Here is a 17,373-nt window from a genome sequence, read left to right on the forward strand (position 1 = left end):
ATCTCCCCAACAGGAGATCGGTCTCACTGAATTCTCTCAAATCAATGGACGATTAATTGCCAGGGCTTGAAGATAAGCGGCGGTTATGTCGGGCTTGGGGCGCAATCTGGGGCGCATCCCTGACACCTGACACCCGACACCCGCACCTAAACTAGAGAGCTTTTCTTGGAATACTGAGTTTCCACAGCCGTTCCAGAGTTTCTACCCGTCGCCAAAAAAGCCAGACTCGATATTGCTTGTAGGATAGAACCCCCACTAACACTGACATCAGTAGCCCCAGCAAAAAATACTCTACGGGCATTGGGGCATGGCGATTGACTGGCAAATTGGGCTGGGGAGATGCAGCCAACTGGGTCATCGAAACCTGGGGGGGATTGTCGGAAGCGAAGACTTTCATACCACGCCTCCACCGATTGAAGAAACCTGTCTTCTATCCCGCATACCATTGAGCAAAAACGGGAATGGCGTAGAGGCATCGCCTAAATCAATCAAGTTCATATTTTTCTTTGGGGGACAACTTTTAATAGGATGCCTCTGTTAGTCCCTTAATCGGGTTTAGAAAGGATGAATTTGACATGAAAAAGTAGTGAACTTTACAGACATAGGTTGGAGCCATCGATCTTGCTCCATGAAAAGGGTGGCGGCGGCGACTATTTACCTAATCTGCTGCTCTCGGTTGCCAATACTCTTCCCAGCAAGGCAAAATACGATATCTACGAAATGTAACGATCGCCTTCCCTTGCCTGATTGAGTTCATGCAAATGGGTGAAGTCAGCCTGGGATAAAGTATCGGTGAATAGTGGATGTGTGGTGTTGAGATCAGAACGGAAACATGCAAACCCAGGACAAGGGAGCGGCATCCAGAACGGAAGCCGCTTCAGTCGAGTTGAATACTGCCTTAGCAAAACTTGACGAGGCGATCGCGAAAAGTCAAAACCATCTTCTTTCAATCCAGTATCCCGATGGTTACTGGTGGGCAGAACTCGAATCAAACGTCACGATTACGGCAGAAGCCGTCCTCCTGCACAAAATTTGGGGAACGGATACCACTCGCCCACTCCACAAGGTTGAAAAATACCTGCGAGTGCAACAGCGAGATCACGGCGGTTGGGAGCTTTTCTATGGCGATGGCGGTGAACTGAGTACCACCGTTGAAGCTTACATGGCATTGAGGCTGCTGGGTGTGCCTGCAAGCGATCCAGCTTTACAAAAGGCACGTCAGTTCATTTTGGAACGGGGCGGCATCAGCAAGACGCGGATTTTTACCAAGATGCATCTGGCGCTGATTGGCTGCTATGACTGGTGCGGGTTACCCTCGATTCCACCCTGGATCATGCTGTTTCCAGAGAACTTTCCCTTCACGATCTATGAAATGTCCAGTTGGGCACGGGGAAGTACGGTGCCGCTGCTAATTGTGTTTGATCAGAAGCCAGTTTATAAAGTCAAGCCAGCTATCAATCTGGATGAACTGTACGCGGAGGGACGGGAAAACGTTCGGTTTGAGTTACCACGCCAGGGAGACTGGACGGATATTTTCGTGACTCTGGATGACCTGTTCAAGCTGGCAGAAAACCTGAAGCTGATGCCCTTCCGAGAAGAAGGATTGAAAGCTGCCGAAAAATGGGTGCTGGAACGGCAGGAAGACACGGGAGATTGGGGTGGGATTATTCCCGCAATGCTGAATTCCCTGCTGGCGCTGCGATCGCTCAACTACAATGTGGCTGATCCGATTGTCGAACGGGGCTTGCAAGCCGTTGATAACTTCTGTCTGGAAACCGAGGAGCAATACTGGACACAACCCTGCATTTCACCAGTCTGGGACACCGCCCTGGTGATGAGATCGCTGGTTGACTCCGGCTTGTCTCCAGAACACCCGGCACTTCAGCGAGGTGGCAACTGGCTAATCGAAAAGCAAATCCTCGACTATGGCGACTGGGCAGTGAAAAACCGCCAGGGCAAACCCGGAGCCTGGGCATTTGAATTCGATAACCGTTTCTACCCTGATGTGGATGATACCGCCGTGGTAGTAATGGCACTTGATGCCGTCAAGCTAGAGAATGAAGCATTGAAGCAACAGGCGATCGCCCGTGCCGTGGACTGGATTGCCACCATGCAATGCAACCCCGGCGGTTGGGCAGCCTTTGACCTGAACAATGACCAGGACTGGCTCAACCTCGTCCCCTACGGCGACCTGAAAGCCATGATTGACCCCAACACGGCAGACGTAACTGCGCGAGTGTTAGAAATGGCAGGGAAGTTAAAGGTAGGGAGCACAGACTCTCCTCACCCCTCACCCCTCACCCCTCACTCCCTCGATCTCGCCCTTGCCTACCTTCGTCGCGAACAGGAACCCGAAGGTTGCTGGTTTGGTCGCTGGGGAGTGAACTACATCTATGGCACCAGTGGCGTATTGTCTGCCCTTGCGTTAATGGCACCTCAATCTCACAGACAAGAAATTGAGCGTGGAGCTGCCTGGCTGGTTAGCTGTCAGAACACCGATGGTGGTTGGGGTGAAACCTGCTTCAGCTATAACGATCCCAAACTAAAGGGACAGGGGGACAGTACCGCTTCCCAGACTGCCTGGGCGTTAATTGGTTTGCTGGCAGCGGGAGAAGCCACAGGACAGTATGCGATGGGAGCGATCGAGCAAGGTGTTCAGTATTTAATTGAAACCCAAGCTGCGGATGGCACCTGGAATGAGGATTACTTCACGGGCACAGGCTTTCCCTGCCACTTTTATCTGCGTTACCACCTTTACTACCAGCACTTCCCGCTGACGGCTTTGGGGCGTTATCGGGCAATAAACCAGGCTCAGTGATCAACGGGGGCGATCGCTTTCGCCCTCAGCACTTCATCTACTATCACCTAGTCTTTTAAGAACCGGGCTAACAACGTCTCTAGCAGTTACTCTGGTAGTCATCTCTATTTGCTAAAATTACTCATTTTCCATCTCAACCTTTTGATTTTTACAGAGAAGCAAGGGCATTGTCACTACGAGGATCAGAGGCAATACCTGTCCAAAAATACTCCTTCGTTAGGATAAGAAAAGAAGGGAAACTCAACCTATGGTGGAAGGCAAAGTTTAAGAATTTGAACACCATAGAACTAAATAAATAGTTGGCAACATAGGTTTGGAATCTTTTGATAAATGTTTAATGTGTGAACATGCTCGTAGCAGCGATTGTTTACCAACTAATACCAATTCTCTTTGAAGCTGCACAGAAAAATGACTGGTTAACAAGGAGCTTAAGCCCCTCGTTAAGTGCAAACTCATATTGAACTGGTACAAGCTGACTTCACTATAATCAAGTGATCTGTTGGTAATCCAAAGCTTTAGCAAAAATAGCTCTTTAAACAGCAAGCACAGTACGGCTTAATTGTGAAATTAAACCAATGGCTGGATTTATTACTGATTCCAGCAACATGATTAAAAGGAATATAGATGGTATGAATACGGCGACTATAAATAGTGCTTCATTTTTCCAAAGTTATAACATTAGAAATGGTATTTGGTTTATAGGAATCCCATCATTTCTATTTGGGACAATTGACAGAAGTCTAGCTATATTTTCTGACGATTACATATCATTGGTCAAGTTGTTTCAATTGCTTCTGATTAACTTCTTGATGGTAAGCTGGATATGGCTTAAACCGGAAGAAGTTCAAACAGCGAATGATTTAACAGAATATAAATCCTATCAAGCAGGCACGAATACACTTTGGGATAAAACCCATCTAGATGTAGCCCATTCCCGAATGCGCGAAATGGAAAACTATCACATGATTCATCAGGAATATCTACTTCCATTTCCCTATCTATGCCAGATTTATCATTTACTCAACTTAAAGCATCTGGAATCGGTTCATCATTTCAGCCTTAGCAACTTAAAAGTACTGGGCGTTAGTAGTTTTATTCCAACTTCAATGGGTGGTCATGTAAAATTTATGACCATGCTAAAGTCCCCGTTTAGCATTTTGAAAATGTGGAGGCAGCCAGTCGTTGAAGTTGATTTAACTCTCCATACTCCCTATACAGTGGAATTAAATATTCCTATCTATGCAGGAAAGAGAATGGTTGTCATCTTTAATTCCCTACCTGTCAGCAGAAATATGCATGAATTGATCATAGATATTTACACAGACCTCGATTGGCCCAAGCCGATATTAAAAGTTATTTTGCATACGGCTTCTCTCCTAACGCTCTGCGAAGATTTACCCTATCTCAAGAAACTGTCTGGAAAAACTAGCCATTTTCTGCTGAGTCAAAAGGGCGGTTCAGGGAGCAAAACCATGTGGCTCTATCAAAGGTTTGTTGAACTCTATGCTTCAAGACTGCTCCAGGCAGGTGAGAATCTTTCAGCCGCTAATACAAAGGCACTAAGTCCTGAATACTGAAGGTTGGAGTGTTTGAATCCCTAATCAGCAGAATTCTGTAGATGCGATCGGCAACAAGGCTGAAGAAAACCTGGGGTCGAATAATTTAGAATTTGCTTAGAGATACAGTATTTGATCTTAAAGATATAAAATCCCTAATCCAGCTCAGAGGCAGTCTAACCGAATTTCTATGAAAAGTTTGGCTACCACCATGATATTGGTGCTGGCTTTTGCTGTTCCAGCATTGGCTGGTTACCACCCACCAAAATCAGGGGGGCCACGTTCCAGTCGAGGGGCGGGAACAAGAATTTTTACACCTCAACCCATTGGGGTAGACGGCTCTTCGCCCATGCCAACCATTGTGCATCGAGCAGGTTCCTGAACTTTGTGCTCTAAATCACCTGCCATCTGTTTGCAACCATTTGCTACAGCCTGCTTCAGATATGACATTCTAGGCTGATTTTGCGATACATTTTTTGTCGAACAGTAAACTGTTGGCTCTCGATAGCAGTTGATTTTTTGGGGAGTTGGTAAGCAAAATATGGTTAAGTATCGGTCTATTCTTACCGCTGTTTTGGCTGTCGTCATGGTTGTGTTGTTAAGCTTTGGCAGTGTTGCAGAAGCAAAACGAGTCACAAAACCTCAGTCCTACACCAGTGAGCAAATTGAGCAAATTCAGGATTATGCCTCTCAGTTGTCTGCTGTGCGTGACAGCTTGCCCGAACTGGCAGATTTAATCCAGAAGCAAGATTGGGTATTTGTCCGTAATTATATTCATGGTCCCCTGGGGGAACTGCGGTCTAAGATGACCTTTGCAACTCAAACGTTGTTGGCGGATGACCAAAAACAGGCGCGTGCTGCTGCAAAAGCGGTATTTGATAATCTGGTAGCGATTGACCAGGCAGCTCAGGATAAGAACTATAAGCTGGCAATCCGCAACTATGCCGAAACTTTGAGGGATTTTGATAGCTTTCTGACGCTGCTGCCGAAAGGCTAATCACTAAAAGTTGTCCTAGCGCAGTCCCAGTTGGCTTTGTGAGAAAAAATTCCCTGGAATTTTTTCTCACAAAGCCTCTCACTCTCACAACTATTTTAGGACTGGTACATGACTAGAGTTGTTGTGGTTGGGTGCGGAATCATTGGGGCTGCGATCGCCTACGAACTCAGCCATATTTCGGGCATTGACATCACGGTGCTTGACTGCCAGCCTCCCGCTCAGGCAGCAACGGGAGCAGCTCTTGGAGTGTTGATGGGTGCTATCAGCCAGAAAGCCAGGGGTAGCCGCCTGCAAATGCGCCTGAGCAGTATTGAGCGGTATAACGACTGGATTCCTCGGCTGGAAGCCACCACTGGATGCACGGTTCCGTTTAACCGACAGGGCATTTTACGGCTGTGTTTTGAAGGGGATGATCTTCATGATTGGAAGACCCTGGCAACAATTCGTCAGCAGCAGGGGTGGCAGTTAGACCTATGCGATCGCGCCTATCTGTCATCCCACTATCCCTATCTCAATCTGGAGCGGGTAATTGGTGCAGTTTATTCTTCCCAGGATCGTCAGGTTGACCCAACCGCTTTGACTCTGGCGCTGGTTACCGCCGCAACCCAGAAAGGTGTCCAGTTCAAATTTGACGAAACCGTTTTAGGGACTGATTCCTATCTTCTTGCGGACAGCAACCAGCAGTGTCAACAGGTTTTAACGGCAACTGGCTCCTACCCAACAGACTGGCTGGTCATTGCTGCGGGCTTGGGTTCCACTTCCTTAACCACTGCGATGAATTGTCCTGTTGAGATTCGCCCCGTGTTGGGGCAGGCAATTCAGGTGCAACTTCCAAACTCTTGGAACTATTCCAGCTTGCAGCCTGTGATTACCGGAGAAGATACCCATCTTGTACCACTAGGGCAGAATTCTTACTGGATTGGAGCAACCGTAGAATTTTTTAATTCCCTGTCTGAACCAGTCCCCAGTGCAGCCACGCTAGAAGCATTAAGAGAGCGGGCGATCGCCTTCTGTCCTACCCTGGCAAATGCCACCATTGTCCGAACCTGGTATGGTTTGCGTCCCCGTCCTGAAGGACGACCTGCCCCCATTGTTGAAAAGCTGCCCAGCTACCAAAATGTCCTGGTGGCAACAGGACACTACCGCAATGGGGTGTTACTGGCACCCGCAACCGCTGAAAAAATTCGGCAAATGATTGAACGGGAGGCAGGAACGTAGGGAGAGGAGAATCTGAGGGGAGGAGACTCAAAACTTTCAACTATCTCCCGCCATAAAAGAAAAGCCCCGACGAGTGGGTCTATTTTCCGTCATTTGCACCTGAAATTTGGTTTGATCCGTTTCCTGTCCGCTTCTCACCTGTAGGGTCCAATTTCCAGGTGTGGGTACCCAGAAAACAGAATGGGTAGTTTGATCAGAATGGGTATTGCTTTGTGTAGCAGAACTAATCACTTTTCCATTCAATCGCCATTCCACGGGCTGGGTTGGCAGCGTTGCCAGCCTGAACTCCAATCGTTGCCCAGAGTTTTCCGAATCAGGGTTTTGCTTTTCTAACAGAAATAAATCTCCATTACGGGGCGACAAAATTCTTAAGCCATCTCCCCTTGGAACCGCTGGTTGCATTGCCAGCCATTCGTTGTACTCCTGGGGCAGATTCAGGCGGTACTGAGGTTGCCCATTACTGTTGTTAGTGACTTGGTAGAAGGGATCGGGTTGGCGATCGTAGTCCTTCAGATCCTTCGGGAAAAAGTATTCCTGTACCACTGAAGGGCAGGCAGGTGTGGGACGGGCACCGGACAGGGCACAGATTGGACGCTGCACCATGCCAACCGGGGATGAAAAGGGTTGGGGTTCTCGTTGTTCATGTAAGTGCAGCATGATCCGATTCCATAAAGGCGCAGCCCCGGTTACGCCAGAAATTTGCTGCATCGGTGCACCATCAAAATTTCCGACCCAGGTTGCAACGGTATAGTCGGAGGTAAACCCCACAGTCCAGGTATCTCGAAAATCGGAAGAGGTGCCTGTTTTTACAGCAGTCGGAAATGGTAACGACAGCAAAGACTCGACACCAAATGCTCTAGCGCGGGCATGGGAATCGCTTAACATGTCCGTAATCAGAGAGGCAGCGGATTTTGCCGTGGATGAAGGGGATAATTTAGGTTGCCGATTTGGTGGCTGACGGTTCATTTCAATCTGGTAGTGGATATTTGTATGGATTCCCTGTCTAGCCAGGATCAGATAAGCTTTTGCCAGTTCCCACAGGCTGACTTCACCGCTGCCCAGGGCAAGACCTAAGCCGTAGTAGTCAGAGGATTGGGAGAGGTGAGTGAATCCCAGTTGATGCAGGTGCTCTAAAAAATGGTTCACCCCTACTTTTTCCAGAACACGCACTGCCGGAATATTGAGGGAATTTGCCAGAGCCAACCGGACTCGCACAGGTCCCTGAAACGTTTCGCTATAGTCCACTGGACTGTATAGTTTAGCGCCCGGAATGGCATAGCGAGTGGGCACATCTGCCAGGATGTCATTAGGACGGATGATGTGCTTTTCCAGGGCAATCTGGTAAAGAAAAGGTTTTAAGGTAGAACCGGGCTGGCGTAATGCCTGAACACCATCATTCCGTCCCATCTGAGCATCGGCAAAGTAATCAGGGGAGCCGACGTAAGCCAGTACCTCTCCTGTATGGTTGTCCAGGACGATCGCAGCCGCATGGTGAACCTGGTTAGCTGCCAGGGTGTGAACAATTTGTTTGGTCTGGGCTTCGACAAACTGTTGGAGCGGACGGTCTAAGGTAGTTTGCACCTGGGCAGGCTGATCGGCAAGTTGTTCTGCCACCCAGAACAGAAAGTGAGGAGCGGCAATGATTCCCTGCTGGCGAGACTGGAGTGAAATTGCTGCCCCAGATGCCCGGTCTGCTTCAGCAGGGGTTAAGTACTGGTCGCTGACCATCCGTTGCAGCACATATGCCTGCCGTCGCTTAAGGGCATCCCAGTGCTGGTAGGGGCTGAGCTGGTTAGGATCATTGGGCATGGCGGCTAATAGGCTTGCCTGGGAGGCATTCAGATCGCTGGCAGGAATGCCAAAATAGATGCGGGCAGCGGCTTCCACACCGTAAATGTTGCCTCCCATCGGCAGGCGGTTAATGTACGCCTGAAGAATTTCATTCTTGGACATGCCCGCCGCTAACCGCCAGGAGAGCCAGATTTCCCTGATCTTGCCCTGCAAGTTGCGGGGAGCCGGATCGAGCATCCGTGCCAGTTGCATAGTGATAGTCGAAGCGCCACTGACCACCTGACGCGCCTGAGCCGCTTCCAGCAAAGCACGGACGATCGCCCGCCCATCCAACGCCCCGTGCTGATAAAACCGCTGATCTTCCGCTGCAATAATGGCGTGAATAAAGTGGGGTGAAATTTGCTGCAACGGAACTGCAACCGTATGCTCCTGGTCACGGGTCAGTACGGTGCCTAAAGGCAATCCGTTCCGGTCCGTAAACTCAATCGCTGCCTGTGACTGCATCAGGTCTACGGCATGAATCGGAGCCAGGTAAGGGAGCGATCGCCCTATCCCCAGCAACAAAATTACAACCAGCAAGCTTTTCACCCACCAATGACTTCGATGCCAGCGCCCCTGAAGCCATTGCCCTGCTGCGGCAGTTTGCCGTCGCCAGTGAAGCTGCGATCGCCGCCCATACCCACCCATGCTCAAGTCCTTTGGTAAGCCAGTCGCGTATTGACTAGGACTACATTCCCATCAATCTTGGTTCCAACCGCAGACTGTTTGCAAATGTTATACAGCCGTTTCCCCCGGCATAAACCACCCATCCACCCATCCGATTTTAGTGGCTAGAGGGTCAAAACAGCCTATAACTAACCTCCTCTGACGCATAAACCACTCTCAACTCTCAACTCTCAATTCTCCCCCCGGTTATAAAAAACAATTCTCTGGGAATCTTAAAACAACGGCAGGAGTTTTTTATGTAGAGCGATCGCCACCTAGGACCATAAGCAAGACAAAGCCTTGTCTGGGTAGGGATCTTTGCCTTGTTATTTGTTGCCCATCGTCTATTGCCTGCTATCAAGTAATCCTCCCCCGAATCATCAGGTGTGCATTTAATGAAAATTTATATCCGAAAGATCGCTTCAACGAAGCGGTCTCAGTCGCATGGGCAGATTCAAGGATTTACGCTACTGGAAATTAGCATCATTGTTTTGGTCATTGGCATTCTGGCAGCCATTATGGCTCCTGGTTGGAATGCATTCCTGGCTAGACTGCGGCTCAACCAGGCACAGGATGTAGTTTATCAGGCAATTCGGGATGCTCAGGCAACTGCCCGACGACTTCATGTGGCTCAGCAAGCCAGCTTTCGTGCTTCCAATGGAAAAGTACAATGGGCAATTCATCGGATTAGCCTCAATGTTAGCCATGTTATCTGGAACGACCTGGATCCAAACATTGAATTGGACTCGGAAACCACCCTACAACTAGCAGAGGGAGTTCGCCGAGTCCAATTTAACGAAAATGGCAACGTCAAAGGTCAGTTGGGAAGAATCACCCTGTCCAGTAAAGCTGGAGGGAGAACCAAGCGTTGCGTCATTGTATCGACGTTAATTGGGGCAGTGCGCAAAGGAGAGGATCGCCCAAGACCCGATAGCAGTGGAAAAATCTGCTATTGATCGGTAGTCTTTTTCTCGGCTGCCGCAGTCTTCTGGCGGTCTAGCTTTAGAATCAGCGTTGCCAGCGGTGGCAAACACAAATCTATTGAGTACGGACGGTTATGGTAAGACCAATCATCCGTCCACTTGCCACCCAAATTGCCCATATTGCTGCCCCAGTACTCACGGGAATCGCTATTCAGCAGTTCGGTGTAAAAACCAGGCTCAGGCACACCCACCCGGTAATGGGCATGGGGCTGAGGCGTAAAGTTACACACTACTACAATGAATTCATCAGAATCCTTTGCCCTGCGAATGAAGGAAACCACACTGTGGCGATTATCGCTACAGTCAATCCACTCAAACCCTTCCTGCCCAAAGTCTTGAGAGTAGAGCGCCGTTTCACTGCGGTAGAGATCGTTCAGCACTGAAAGGAAGTTCTTGAGCTTCTGGTGCGGTTCATACTGAAGTAGTTGCCAATCCAGATCGCCCCAAACATTCCACTCAGTCCACTGACCAAACTCCATACTCATGAACAAGGTTTTTTTGCCGGGATGGGCGTACATATAGGCAAAAAGACAGCGGAGGTTGGCAAACTTCTGCCACTCATCTCCCGGCATTTTGCCAATCATCGGGCTTTTCCCATGAACAACTTCATCGTGGGAAAGCGCCAGCATAAAGTTTTCGCTGTGGTTATACCAGATACTAAATGTCACATTGTTCTGGTGAAACTGACGGAACCAGGGATCCATGTGGAAGTAGTCCAACATGTCATGCATCCAGCCCATGTTCCACTTCAGATTGAAGCCTAAGCCACCGACGTAGGTAGGCCAGGAGACCATCGGCCACGACGTGGATTCTTCTGCGATCGAGAGGACACCGGGGAAATAGCTGAAGATGACGTGGTTCATCTGGCGCAGAAAGTCTGCGGCTTCAATATTTTCCCGACCACCATACTGATTGACCACCCATTCCCCTTCTTTACGGCAGTAGTCAAGGTAGAGCATGGATGCAACTGCATCGACCCGAATGCCGTCAATGTGGTACTTATCAAACCAAAAAAGGGCATTGGCAACTAAGTAGTTACGGACTTCGTTTCGGGCGTAGTTAAACACCAGGGTGCCCCACTCCTTATGCTCACCCTTGCGGGGGTCAGCGTGTTCGTATAAGTGGGTTCCGTCAAAGAATGCCAATCCGTGACCATCCTTTGGGAAGTGCCCCGGTACCCAGTCCACAATCACCCCAATGCCATTTTGGTGACACTGGTCTACAAAGTACATGAAATCCTGAGGGGAACCATAACGAGAAGTACAGGCATAGTGCCCAATCACCTGATATCCCCAAGAACCATCGAAGGGATGTTCGGCGATTGGCAATAGCTCAATGTGGGTAAACCCCAGTTCTTTGACATAGGGGATTAGCTTGGCAGCTAATTCTCGGTAGGTTAAAAACCGCGCTCCAGGCTTAAGTTCTGAAACGATAACAACTGGCTCCTCTTCGCCATTGGGGAGCTTGGCTGGTTCCGCTGAGGAAGCGTGCATCCAGGATCCTAAATGGACTTCATAGACAGAAATGGGCTGGGTCAGCGGCTCGGTATGACGGCGCTTCTCTATCCAGTCTTCGTCATTCCAGGTATAGGTATCCAGATCAGTGACGATTGAAGCCGTTTTGGGACGTGCCTCTTGCTGAAAACCGTAGGGATCGGACTTTTCGTAGATATGTCCTTCGTAGTTCTTGATCTCATACTTGTAGGGATCGCCCACTCCCACCTCTGGAACAAACAAATTCCAGATTCCATTCCCAGTTCTCTGCATCTGGTGCTTGCGCCCATCCCAGTGGTTAAAATCGCCCAGCACTGAGACATTACGAGCATTGGGTGCCCAAACAGCAAAATAGACTCCTTTGACCCCATTCACCTCAGTCAAATGGGCACCCAGCTTTTCGTAAATGCGATGGTGGTTTCCTTCAGCAAACAGGTGAATGTCAAAATCGGTCAGATAGGGAGAGCGAAAGGCGTAGGGATCGTAGATGACACGTTCATGCTCACCTTCTTTAATCCGTAGCTGGTAATTTGCCAGTTCGGGAACCTCAATGGTGCATTCAAAAAAGTGGGGATGATGAACTGCCTGCATTGGATACTCAGTCCGTAGCTCTGGGCAAACAACCCAGGCTGCCTCCGCAGTTGGTTGGTAAGCTCTCACTACCCAGACTGTTTTGCCATCCTTTTCTGTCTGATGGGCACCCAGCACTTCAAACGGATCGTGGTGCTGATTCCAAACAATCCGCTCTACCTGGTCGGGGGTAATGGTCATCGTCATGAAGCTACCTACCTATAGGAACGTTTTTGAATACACGAAATGTTAAGAGTAAGCAATTCGCTGTAATAAACCGTAGCAAATCATGTCCCAAGTCTCAAATATCTTTGGGTGTACCCGTAGGGCGATGTAACCAATCTTACATAGCTGCCATTGGCGACTACGGTACAGATTTTACGGCTTTTAGAGGAAATTGAAGGGAAGGGCAACTGCACAATAGTAAACCCGCCCTAACTTTACCATTGCAAGTCAGGGCGGATAGAGACTGAATTAAATTTATGTTCCTAAGCGCTACCCGTGAAGGTTACTTCCGGGAACTTCGCCTGAGCCTCTGCCATCGGGCGACGCTTGCCTTCTTCCTGCCAATAGTTAATAACCTCAGTCGCCTTATTTAGCAACTCAACCCGATCAACTTCAGAGATCCAGTGTTTGGCTTCCATCTCATTTTTGAGCTGTTCCCAGGCATCATTGCGGGGCCAAAAAAAGTAGGACGTCAAAGGGCTGGTGCCCTTACCGACCACCTGATCCACTGCCAGGGCGACGTTCTCGTCCAACCACAAAACCTTCAAAATAAACTTGGACAACCCAACCTCCAGCGCATTCCCAGATGACTAAATCACATTTCAGCCCATTATTCTAACGTAGGGCTGCGGGAATTACCATGTATGCTGCGAAAAGGTAAGCTTTTCAGCAAAGCCATTTCATCCTGAGTAAATAGCCGATTATGGATTCAGCACCATTTCAAGCGTCGTTCCCTGCTCGTTCCTTTACCAGTATTGTGGTGTTTGACATTGATGGGGTCATACGAGATGTGGGTAACTCTTACCGGCGGGCACTGGCAGATACCGTAGAGCATTTTACTGCCGGAGCGTACCGCCCTTCCCAGGCGGCGATCGACACTTTGAAAGCAGAAGGCATGTGGAACAACGATTGGGAAGCTTCCCAGGAGTTTGTGTACCGGTACTTTGAGGGGAGGTTAGTGTTGGGTGAAACAGATGCTCCCCCAGCAAAACTATGCAGCAGAGACGCGATCGCCCTCAATTATGAAACGTTAGTTGCCTTCTTTCAATCTCGCTATCGGGGACGGGATCCGGTTGATTGGACGGGCTATATCTGTCAGGAACCTCTTTTAGTGCAGTCTACCTATCTGAATGGTTTGACCGAGGCAGGCATTCAATGGGGCTTTTTTAGTGGCGCAACCACAGGGTCCGCCCGATTTGTGCTGGAGAAACGGCTTGGCTTGCGATCGCCCATTCTAGTAGCCATGGAAGATGCCCCTGGAAAGCCCGATCCCACTGGACTGTTAAAGACCGTTGAAATGCTGAATGGTGGTGATCCGTCTATTCCAGTCATCTATGTGGGAGACACCGTGGCTGATATGTACACGGTAGACCATGCCCGTAAAATTCAACCTGATCGGAATTGGATTGGCGTGGGAGTTTTGCCCCCCCATGTTCAGGAAACAGAAGACCAGCAAACAGCCTATACCACTATTCTTCAAAAAGCTGGTGCTGTGATGGTCTTAGGCAACGTTGAGGAACTGACCCCTACCAGTATTCAAACGTTGGGAAAACGTTGAAAGTGAAAACGTTGAAAGTGAAGAAGTTGAAAGTGAAGAAGTTGAAAGTGAAAACGTTGCGAACGAAGAATTCAATATCTTCCAACTCAAAACTCTCAATTCTCAACTCTCAATTCAAAACTTTCAATTCTCAACTCAAAACTCCTATCCCTCCCCCCTACTGCTTTCTCAGAATCAAAACAATCTCACCCCCCTCGGAGGAGAAAAATTCGACTTCAAAGCTCCAATTCAGCGTTTTTTTCAATGCCACCATCAGTTCCAGCATTTCGATCGGAGTCCAAACATGGTAGTGGATGCTGTAGTCCATTTCGAGCAGGCGATTTCGTTGTTCCTCAACCCGCCCATCGCCTTGACTGTCCTCCTCGTTGGTGTAGCCGAAGTTAACGTAGACAACCCATTCTTGAAAATGTTGGGTTCTTGACCACTCTGGACCTTCCTTGTAGTCCTTGAGCAGGTGTTCAATCGGCGTAATGGGTCGATGCTGATCAAAGCAATAACGCTTATCTGGGACAGACAGATATAAGGTGCCCTTCGGTTTCAGCACCCTTAGCATGTTTTGAATCGCACTGATCGGATCCTGGCAGTGTTCTAGAAACTGGCGGGCGATCACAAAGTTCTGGGAACCATCTTTAATCTGCTCAAGCCGCTCTCCATTATCAATAATGTCAATCTCAACCAGGTTGAGGGATGCCAGTTCCGGGTACTGCTTGCGCAAGTCGGTGTTGGACATGCGATCGACATACTTAACCTGAAGGGATGGAGGAACCTGAAGCGGATTGTGAAGCGCTCCAATCTCTATCCCACTGCCCTTTAAGTATTTTTCAACGATGCTCTGGGGAGACAGCGCCAGGTCAAAGGGCGATAAAAGCTTCCTGATCGCTCGTTTCGACTTACTCTTCAAGTTTCTGTAAGTATCTGTCACACTACCCATGCAAATTCCTGGTACTCCTTACTAATCCGCCTATCCGCTTTGCCCCCTGGCAGAACAGGCGCATAAACATTCTTAAAAATACCCTATCTGGTAGGAGTTGGGTGTCACCAGATCACCGTAGTCTAAGCTGCCGATTTTGGATTGGACTGGAGCTTGAGAAAACTCTCCATTGCAGTCACCATCTGGGGGGGCCAGCGGCGCACGTTTTTGAGCCAGGACAAGTCTTTATAGCGAGAGTCCAGTCCAACGGCTGAAACCCACTGGCTTTCAGCTTCCCCTTGTTTGCCCGCAGCCCAAAGTGCCGCTGTCAGTGCTGCCCGCATGTCGGCGTATTGAGGATACTTGCGAACCAGGGAACGCATACTGCGAACCGCTTCATCGGTTTTGCCAGTCTGGTAGAGGGCGAGGGCATAATTGGCGCGAGCAGTAGCATATTCACGGGAAAGATCGATCGCCTGCTTGTAATCCACAATTGCCTCGTCCCATTTGCCTAAACCAGCTTTGGCGTTGCCCCGATTGTTAAATGCTGCTGCATCTTTGGGGGCATTTTCTAACGCCTGGTTGTAGGTTTCGATGGCTTCCTCGTATCTGCCCAGGGCTTCCAGGGCAGTGCCCCGGTTGAGGTAGGGGTCAGGCGAGTCAGGTGCCAGTTCAATTGCTTGCTCGTAATCAGCCAGGGCACTTTGAAGATGGTTCTGACTGACTTTGGCATTCCCGCGATTGCTCCAGGCGGCTGCATTTTCGGGAAACTCTTCAATAACTTGAGTCCAGTACTCTTCTGCGGTTTTAAAGTCGCCCTTGTTGGTGGCTTCAAAGGCTTTGTTGAATAAATTATCAACCCGCTTATACAGTTCCAGGACTGAAGGTTGAGGTGGAGTAGCCGCCTTTTCGACTGCCTCAGTTGCCGGAGCAGATTCTGCCGCTGGGGGAGTTGGGGCTGTGGCTTCAGCCGCAGAAGCGGGAAGGATGAATCCCACCCAACTGAGAAGAACCAGGAGTGAAGAAAAGAAGATGGTGAGGAGGTGATGCATGAGGGTGAAAGGGTAGGGGTGGCTATTAAAATTCAACAAATCCAAAATCTCAAACCTTAAAGTGCCCAGAGTGGGTTGATAAATTTCCCCTAAAGCCTAGCGCGTAACTTGCTGGTTCGAGAAAATTGTCTCTCCCCATGATGGAGTGCCCGTTTTTGCAGAGCGATTGCCCATCATCTCTTTCCTGATTGTTGAAAGAGAGGGATTTAATGCTGCGATCGCAGGATGCAAATTTAGATTCAAGATAGAAGTGTGAGTTGGCTGTCGGGCGGCTGGTAGCCCAGATGTTTCCAGGCAGAGGGAGTAGCAACTCGTCCGCGGGAAGTGCGGTTTAGATAACCGATTTGCAGCAGGTAGGGTTCATAAACTTCTTCAATCGTTTGGGCATCTTCGCCAGTGGCGGCTGCCATCGTGTCCAGCCCAACGGGACCGCCATTGAAGTGTTCAATCATAATGGTCAAAAGGCGGCGATCGGTCCAGTCCAGCCCACAGGGGTCTACGTTAAATAGTTCTAGGGCTTCAGCCGCAACGGTTTCAGAGATGGAGCCAGAAGCTTTCACTTCAACATAGTCCCGTACTCGCTTCAGCAGGCGATTGGCGATCCGGGGAGTGCCGCGCGATCTCCGTGCCACTTCAACGGCTCCCTCAGAAGTAATGGGCGTGGTGAGCAGAGATGCCGTCCGCAGCACAATTTCAGTTAATTCATCGACTTCATAGAAGCGAAGGCGCTGGATCAAGCCAAAGCGATCGCGCAGAGGAGAGGTCAAGGCACCCACTCGCGTCGTTGCCCCCACCAGGGTAAAGCGATTCAGCGGAATGGAACGGGTTCGGCTGCTTGACCCCTTACCCAGCACCACATCTATCCGAAAATCTTCCATTGCTGGGTACAGGATCTCTTCAGTCACCTTTGGCAGACGATGAATTTCATCGATAAACAGCAGGTCGCCTGGTTTTAGATTCACTAGTAGACCCACGATGTCCCGTTGACGTTCCAGTGCTGGAGCGCTGGTGATTTTGCAATCAACCCCCATCTCATCTGCCAGGATCAGCGCCATTGTGGTTTTTCCCAAACCGGGAGGACCGTAGAGCAACAGATGGTCTAGCGTCTCTTTGCGGGCTTTGGCTGCCTTAATCGCGATATCCAGTACTTCTTTCAGGTCTTTCTGCCCAATGTATTCCGCCAGCCGACGAGGACGCAGCCCCTCTTCTGGTTTGCCTCGTTCTTCGGGTTTTGCTTCCGGTTCCAAAAGGGACTCACCCGTTGCACCATTAGGGGGAGACGATGGATTCGCTTTGCCCTGGCTCGATCGCCCTTTTGAAGCTTCACTTTCCAGTGGTAAGCTACTCTGCGATTGCCCCTGTGAGTCGGGTGGCTGTTTCTTGGAGGAAATGATTGCCATACTGGAAGGGGAAGTGGGGGGGCAAGGGCGGAGGGGTCAGGTGAGAACTAAGGTACTAGGGACTGGCGATGCTATTTATCATACTCAGAGATGGTTA

General features: G+C 49.5%; 14 protein-coding genes. 6 read left to right on the top strand and 8 right to left on the bottom strand.

The window, feature by feature from the left end; all coding sequences use genetic code 11:
• Positions 1 to 151: 151 nt before the first annotated feature.
• A complete protein-coding gene (locus AC1S52_RS10755; protein ID WP_482029000.1) occupies positions 152 to 397 on the bottom strand; it encodes a hypothetical protein in 246 nt (81 codons plus the stop codon).
• Positions 398 to 832: 435 nt separating this feature from the next.
• Here AC1S52_RS10755 and shc point away from each other — a divergent pair, with 435 nt between their 5' ends.
• Together shc and AC1S52_RS10765 are read left to right on the top strand one after the other, a co-directional pair.
• Positions 833 to 2,818, top strand: a complete 1,986-nt coding sequence (shc, locus tag AC1S52_RS10760; protein ID WP_482029001.1) for a squalene--hopene cyclase — start codon at positions 833 to 835, stop codon at positions 2,816 to 2,818.
• 575 nt (positions 2,819 to 3,393) lie between these two features.
• A complete protein-coding gene (locus tag AC1S52_RS10765) occupies positions 3,394 to 4,395 on the top strand; it encodes a hypothetical protein (protein WP_482029002.1) in 1,002 nt (333 codons plus the stop codon).
• 297 nt (positions 4,396 to 4,692) lie between these two features.
• Here AC1S52_RS10765 and AC1S52_RS10770 read toward each other — a convergent pair whose 3' ends face one another.
• A complete protein-coding gene (locus AC1S52_RS10770; RefSeq protein WP_482029003.1) occupies positions 4,693 to 4,824 on the bottom strand; it encodes a hypothetical protein in 132 nt (43 codons plus the stop codon).
• Positions 4,825 to 4,915: 91 nt separating this feature from the next.
• Here AC1S52_RS10770 and psbQ point away from each other — a divergent pair, with 91 nt between their 5' ends.
• Together psbQ and AC1S52_RS10780 are read left to right on the top strand one after the other, a co-directional pair.
• Positions 4,916 to 5,371, top strand: coding sequence for a photosystem II protein PsbQ (gene psbQ, locus AC1S52_RS10775; protein WP_482029004.1), 456 nt, complete (start codon positions 4,916 to 4,918; stop codon positions 5,369 to 5,371).
• A 108-nt stretch (positions 5,372 to 5,479) separates the two neighbouring features.
• Positions 5,480 to 6,589, top strand: a complete 1,110-nt coding sequence (locus AC1S52_RS10780) for an NAD(P)/FAD-dependent oxidoreductase (RefSeq protein ID WP_482029005.1) — start codon at positions 5,480 to 5,482, stop codon at positions 6,587 to 6,589.
• A 36-nt stretch (positions 6,590 to 6,625) separates the two neighbouring features.
• Here AC1S52_RS10780 and pbpC read toward each other — a convergent pair whose 3' ends face one another.
• On the bottom strand, positions 6,626 to 9,067 hold the full coding sequence (pbpC, locus tag AC1S52_RS10785; RefSeq protein WP_482029006.1) for a penicillin-binding protein 1C: 2,442 nt from the start codon (positions 9,065 to 9,067) through the stop codon (positions 6,626 to 6,628).
• Positions 9,068 to 9,480: 413 nt separating this feature from the next.
• Between pbpC and AC1S52_RS10790 the strand changes: the two genes are divergently transcribed.
• On the top strand, positions 9,481 to 10,041 hold the full coding sequence (locus tag AC1S52_RS10790) for a pilus assembly FimT family protein (RefSeq protein ID WP_482029007.1): 561 nt from the start codon (positions 9,481 to 9,483) through the stop codon (positions 10,039 to 10,041).
• On the opposite strand, the gene glgB is transcribed toward AC1S52_RS10790, so the two are convergent.
• Together glgB and AC1S52_RS10800 are read right to left on the bottom strand one after the other, a co-directional pair.
• On the bottom strand, positions 10,035 to 12,338 hold the full coding sequence (glgB, locus tag AC1S52_RS10795; protein WP_482029008.1) for a 1,4-alpha-glucan branching enzyme: 2,304 nt from the start codon (positions 12,336 to 12,338) through the stop codon (positions 10,035 to 10,037). The genes AC1S52_RS10790 and glgB overlap by 7 nt on opposite strands.
• 281 nt (positions 12,339 to 12,619) lie before the next feature.
• Entirely contained in the window at positions 12,620 to 12,931 is a 312-nt protein-coding gene (locus AC1S52_RS10800; protein WP_482029073.1) for a 30S ribosomal protein PSRP-3, read from the bottom strand.
• A 128-nt stretch (positions 12,932 to 13,059) separates the two neighbouring features.
• Between AC1S52_RS10800 and AC1S52_RS10805 the strand changes: the two genes are divergently transcribed.
• Positions 13,060 to 13,914, top strand: a complete 855-nt coding sequence (locus AC1S52_RS10805; RefSeq protein ID WP_482029009.1) for a TIGR01548 family HAD-type hydrolase — start codon at positions 13,060 to 13,062, stop codon at positions 13,912 to 13,914.
• Positions 13,915 to 14,071: 157 nt separating this feature from the next.
• Here AC1S52_RS10805 and AC1S52_RS10810 read toward each other — a convergent pair whose 3' ends face one another.
• The 3 genes from AC1S52_RS10810 to ruvB all read right to left on the bottom strand — a co-directional run bounded on the left by AC1S52_RS10810 (position 14,072) and on the right by ruvB (position 17,276).
• On the bottom strand, positions 14,072 to 14,845 hold the full coding sequence (locus AC1S52_RS10810) for a methyltransferase domain-containing protein (protein ID WP_482029010.1): 774 nt from the start codon (positions 14,843 to 14,845) through the stop codon (positions 14,072 to 14,074).
• Positions 14,846 to 14,967: 122 nt separating this feature from the next.
• Positions 14,968 to 15,876 carry a tetratricopeptide repeat protein gene (locus AC1S52_RS10815; protein WP_482029011.1) on the bottom strand — a complete coding sequence of 303 codons (909 nt, stop codon included), beginning with the start codon at positions 15,874 to 15,876 and terminating at the stop codon, positions 14,968 to 14,970.
• Between the two features lie 239 nt (positions 15,877 to 16,115).
• Positions 16,116 to 17,276, bottom strand: a complete 1,161-nt coding sequence (gene ruvB, locus AC1S52_RS10820; protein WP_482029012.1) for a Holliday junction branch migration DNA helicase RuvB — start codon at positions 17,274 to 17,276, stop codon at positions 16,116 to 16,118.
• Positions 17,277 to 17,373 lie beyond the last annotated feature (97 nt).

Source organism: Kovacikia sp. CALU 1929 (genome assembly GCF_056784235.1).

Bases quoted from the DNA above. Each gene is read 5' to 3' on its own strand.
- AC1S52_RS10755 (WP_482029000.1), bottom strand. From the start codon at position 397: ATGAAAGTCTTCGCTTCCGACAATCCCCCCCAGGTTTCGATGACCCAG.
- shc (WP_482029001.1), top strand. From the start codon at position 833: ATGCAAACCCAGGACAAGGGAGCGGCATCCAGAACGGAAGCCGCTTCA.
- AC1S52_RS10765 (WP_482029002.1), top strand. From the start codon at position 3,394: ATGGCTGGATTTATTACTGATTCCAGCAACATGATTAAAAGGAATATA.
- AC1S52_RS10770 (WP_482029003.1), bottom strand. From the start codon at position 4,824: ATGTCATATCTGAAGCAGGCTGTAGCAAATGGTTGCAAACAGATGGCA.
- psbQ (WP_482029004.1), top strand. From the start codon at position 4,916: ATGGTTAAGTATCGGTCTATTCTTACCGCTGTTTTGGCTGTCGTCATG.
- AC1S52_RS10780 (WP_482029005.1), top strand. From the start codon at position 5,480: ATGACTAGAGTTGTTGTGGTTGGGTGCGGAATCATTGGGGCTGCGATC.
- pbpC (WP_482029006.1), bottom strand. From the start codon at position 9,067: ATGGGTGGGTATGGGCGGCGATCGCAGCTTCACTGGCGACGGCAAACT.
- AC1S52_RS10790 (WP_482029007.1), top strand. From the start codon at position 9,481: ATGAAAATTTATATCCGAAAGATCGCTTCAACGAAGCGGTCTCAGTCG.
- glgB (WP_482029008.1), bottom strand. From the start codon at position 12,338: ATGACGATGACCATTACCCCCGACCAGGTAGAGCGGATTGTTTGGAAT.
- AC1S52_RS10805 (WP_482029009.1), top strand. From the start codon at position 13,060: ATGGATTCAGCACCATTTCAAGCGTCGTTCCCTGCTCGTTCCTTTACC.
- AC1S52_RS10810 (WP_482029010.1), bottom strand. From the start codon at position 14,845: ATGGGTAGTGTGACAGATACTTACAGAAACTTGAAGAGTAAGTCGAAA.
- AC1S52_RS10815 (WP_482029011.1), bottom strand. From the start codon at position 15,876: ATGCATCACCTCCTCACCATCTTCTTTTCTTCACTCCTGGTTCTTCTC.
- ruvB (WP_482029012.1), bottom strand. From the start codon at position 17,276: ATGGCAATCATTTCCTCCAAGAAACAGCCACCCGACTCACAGGGGCAA.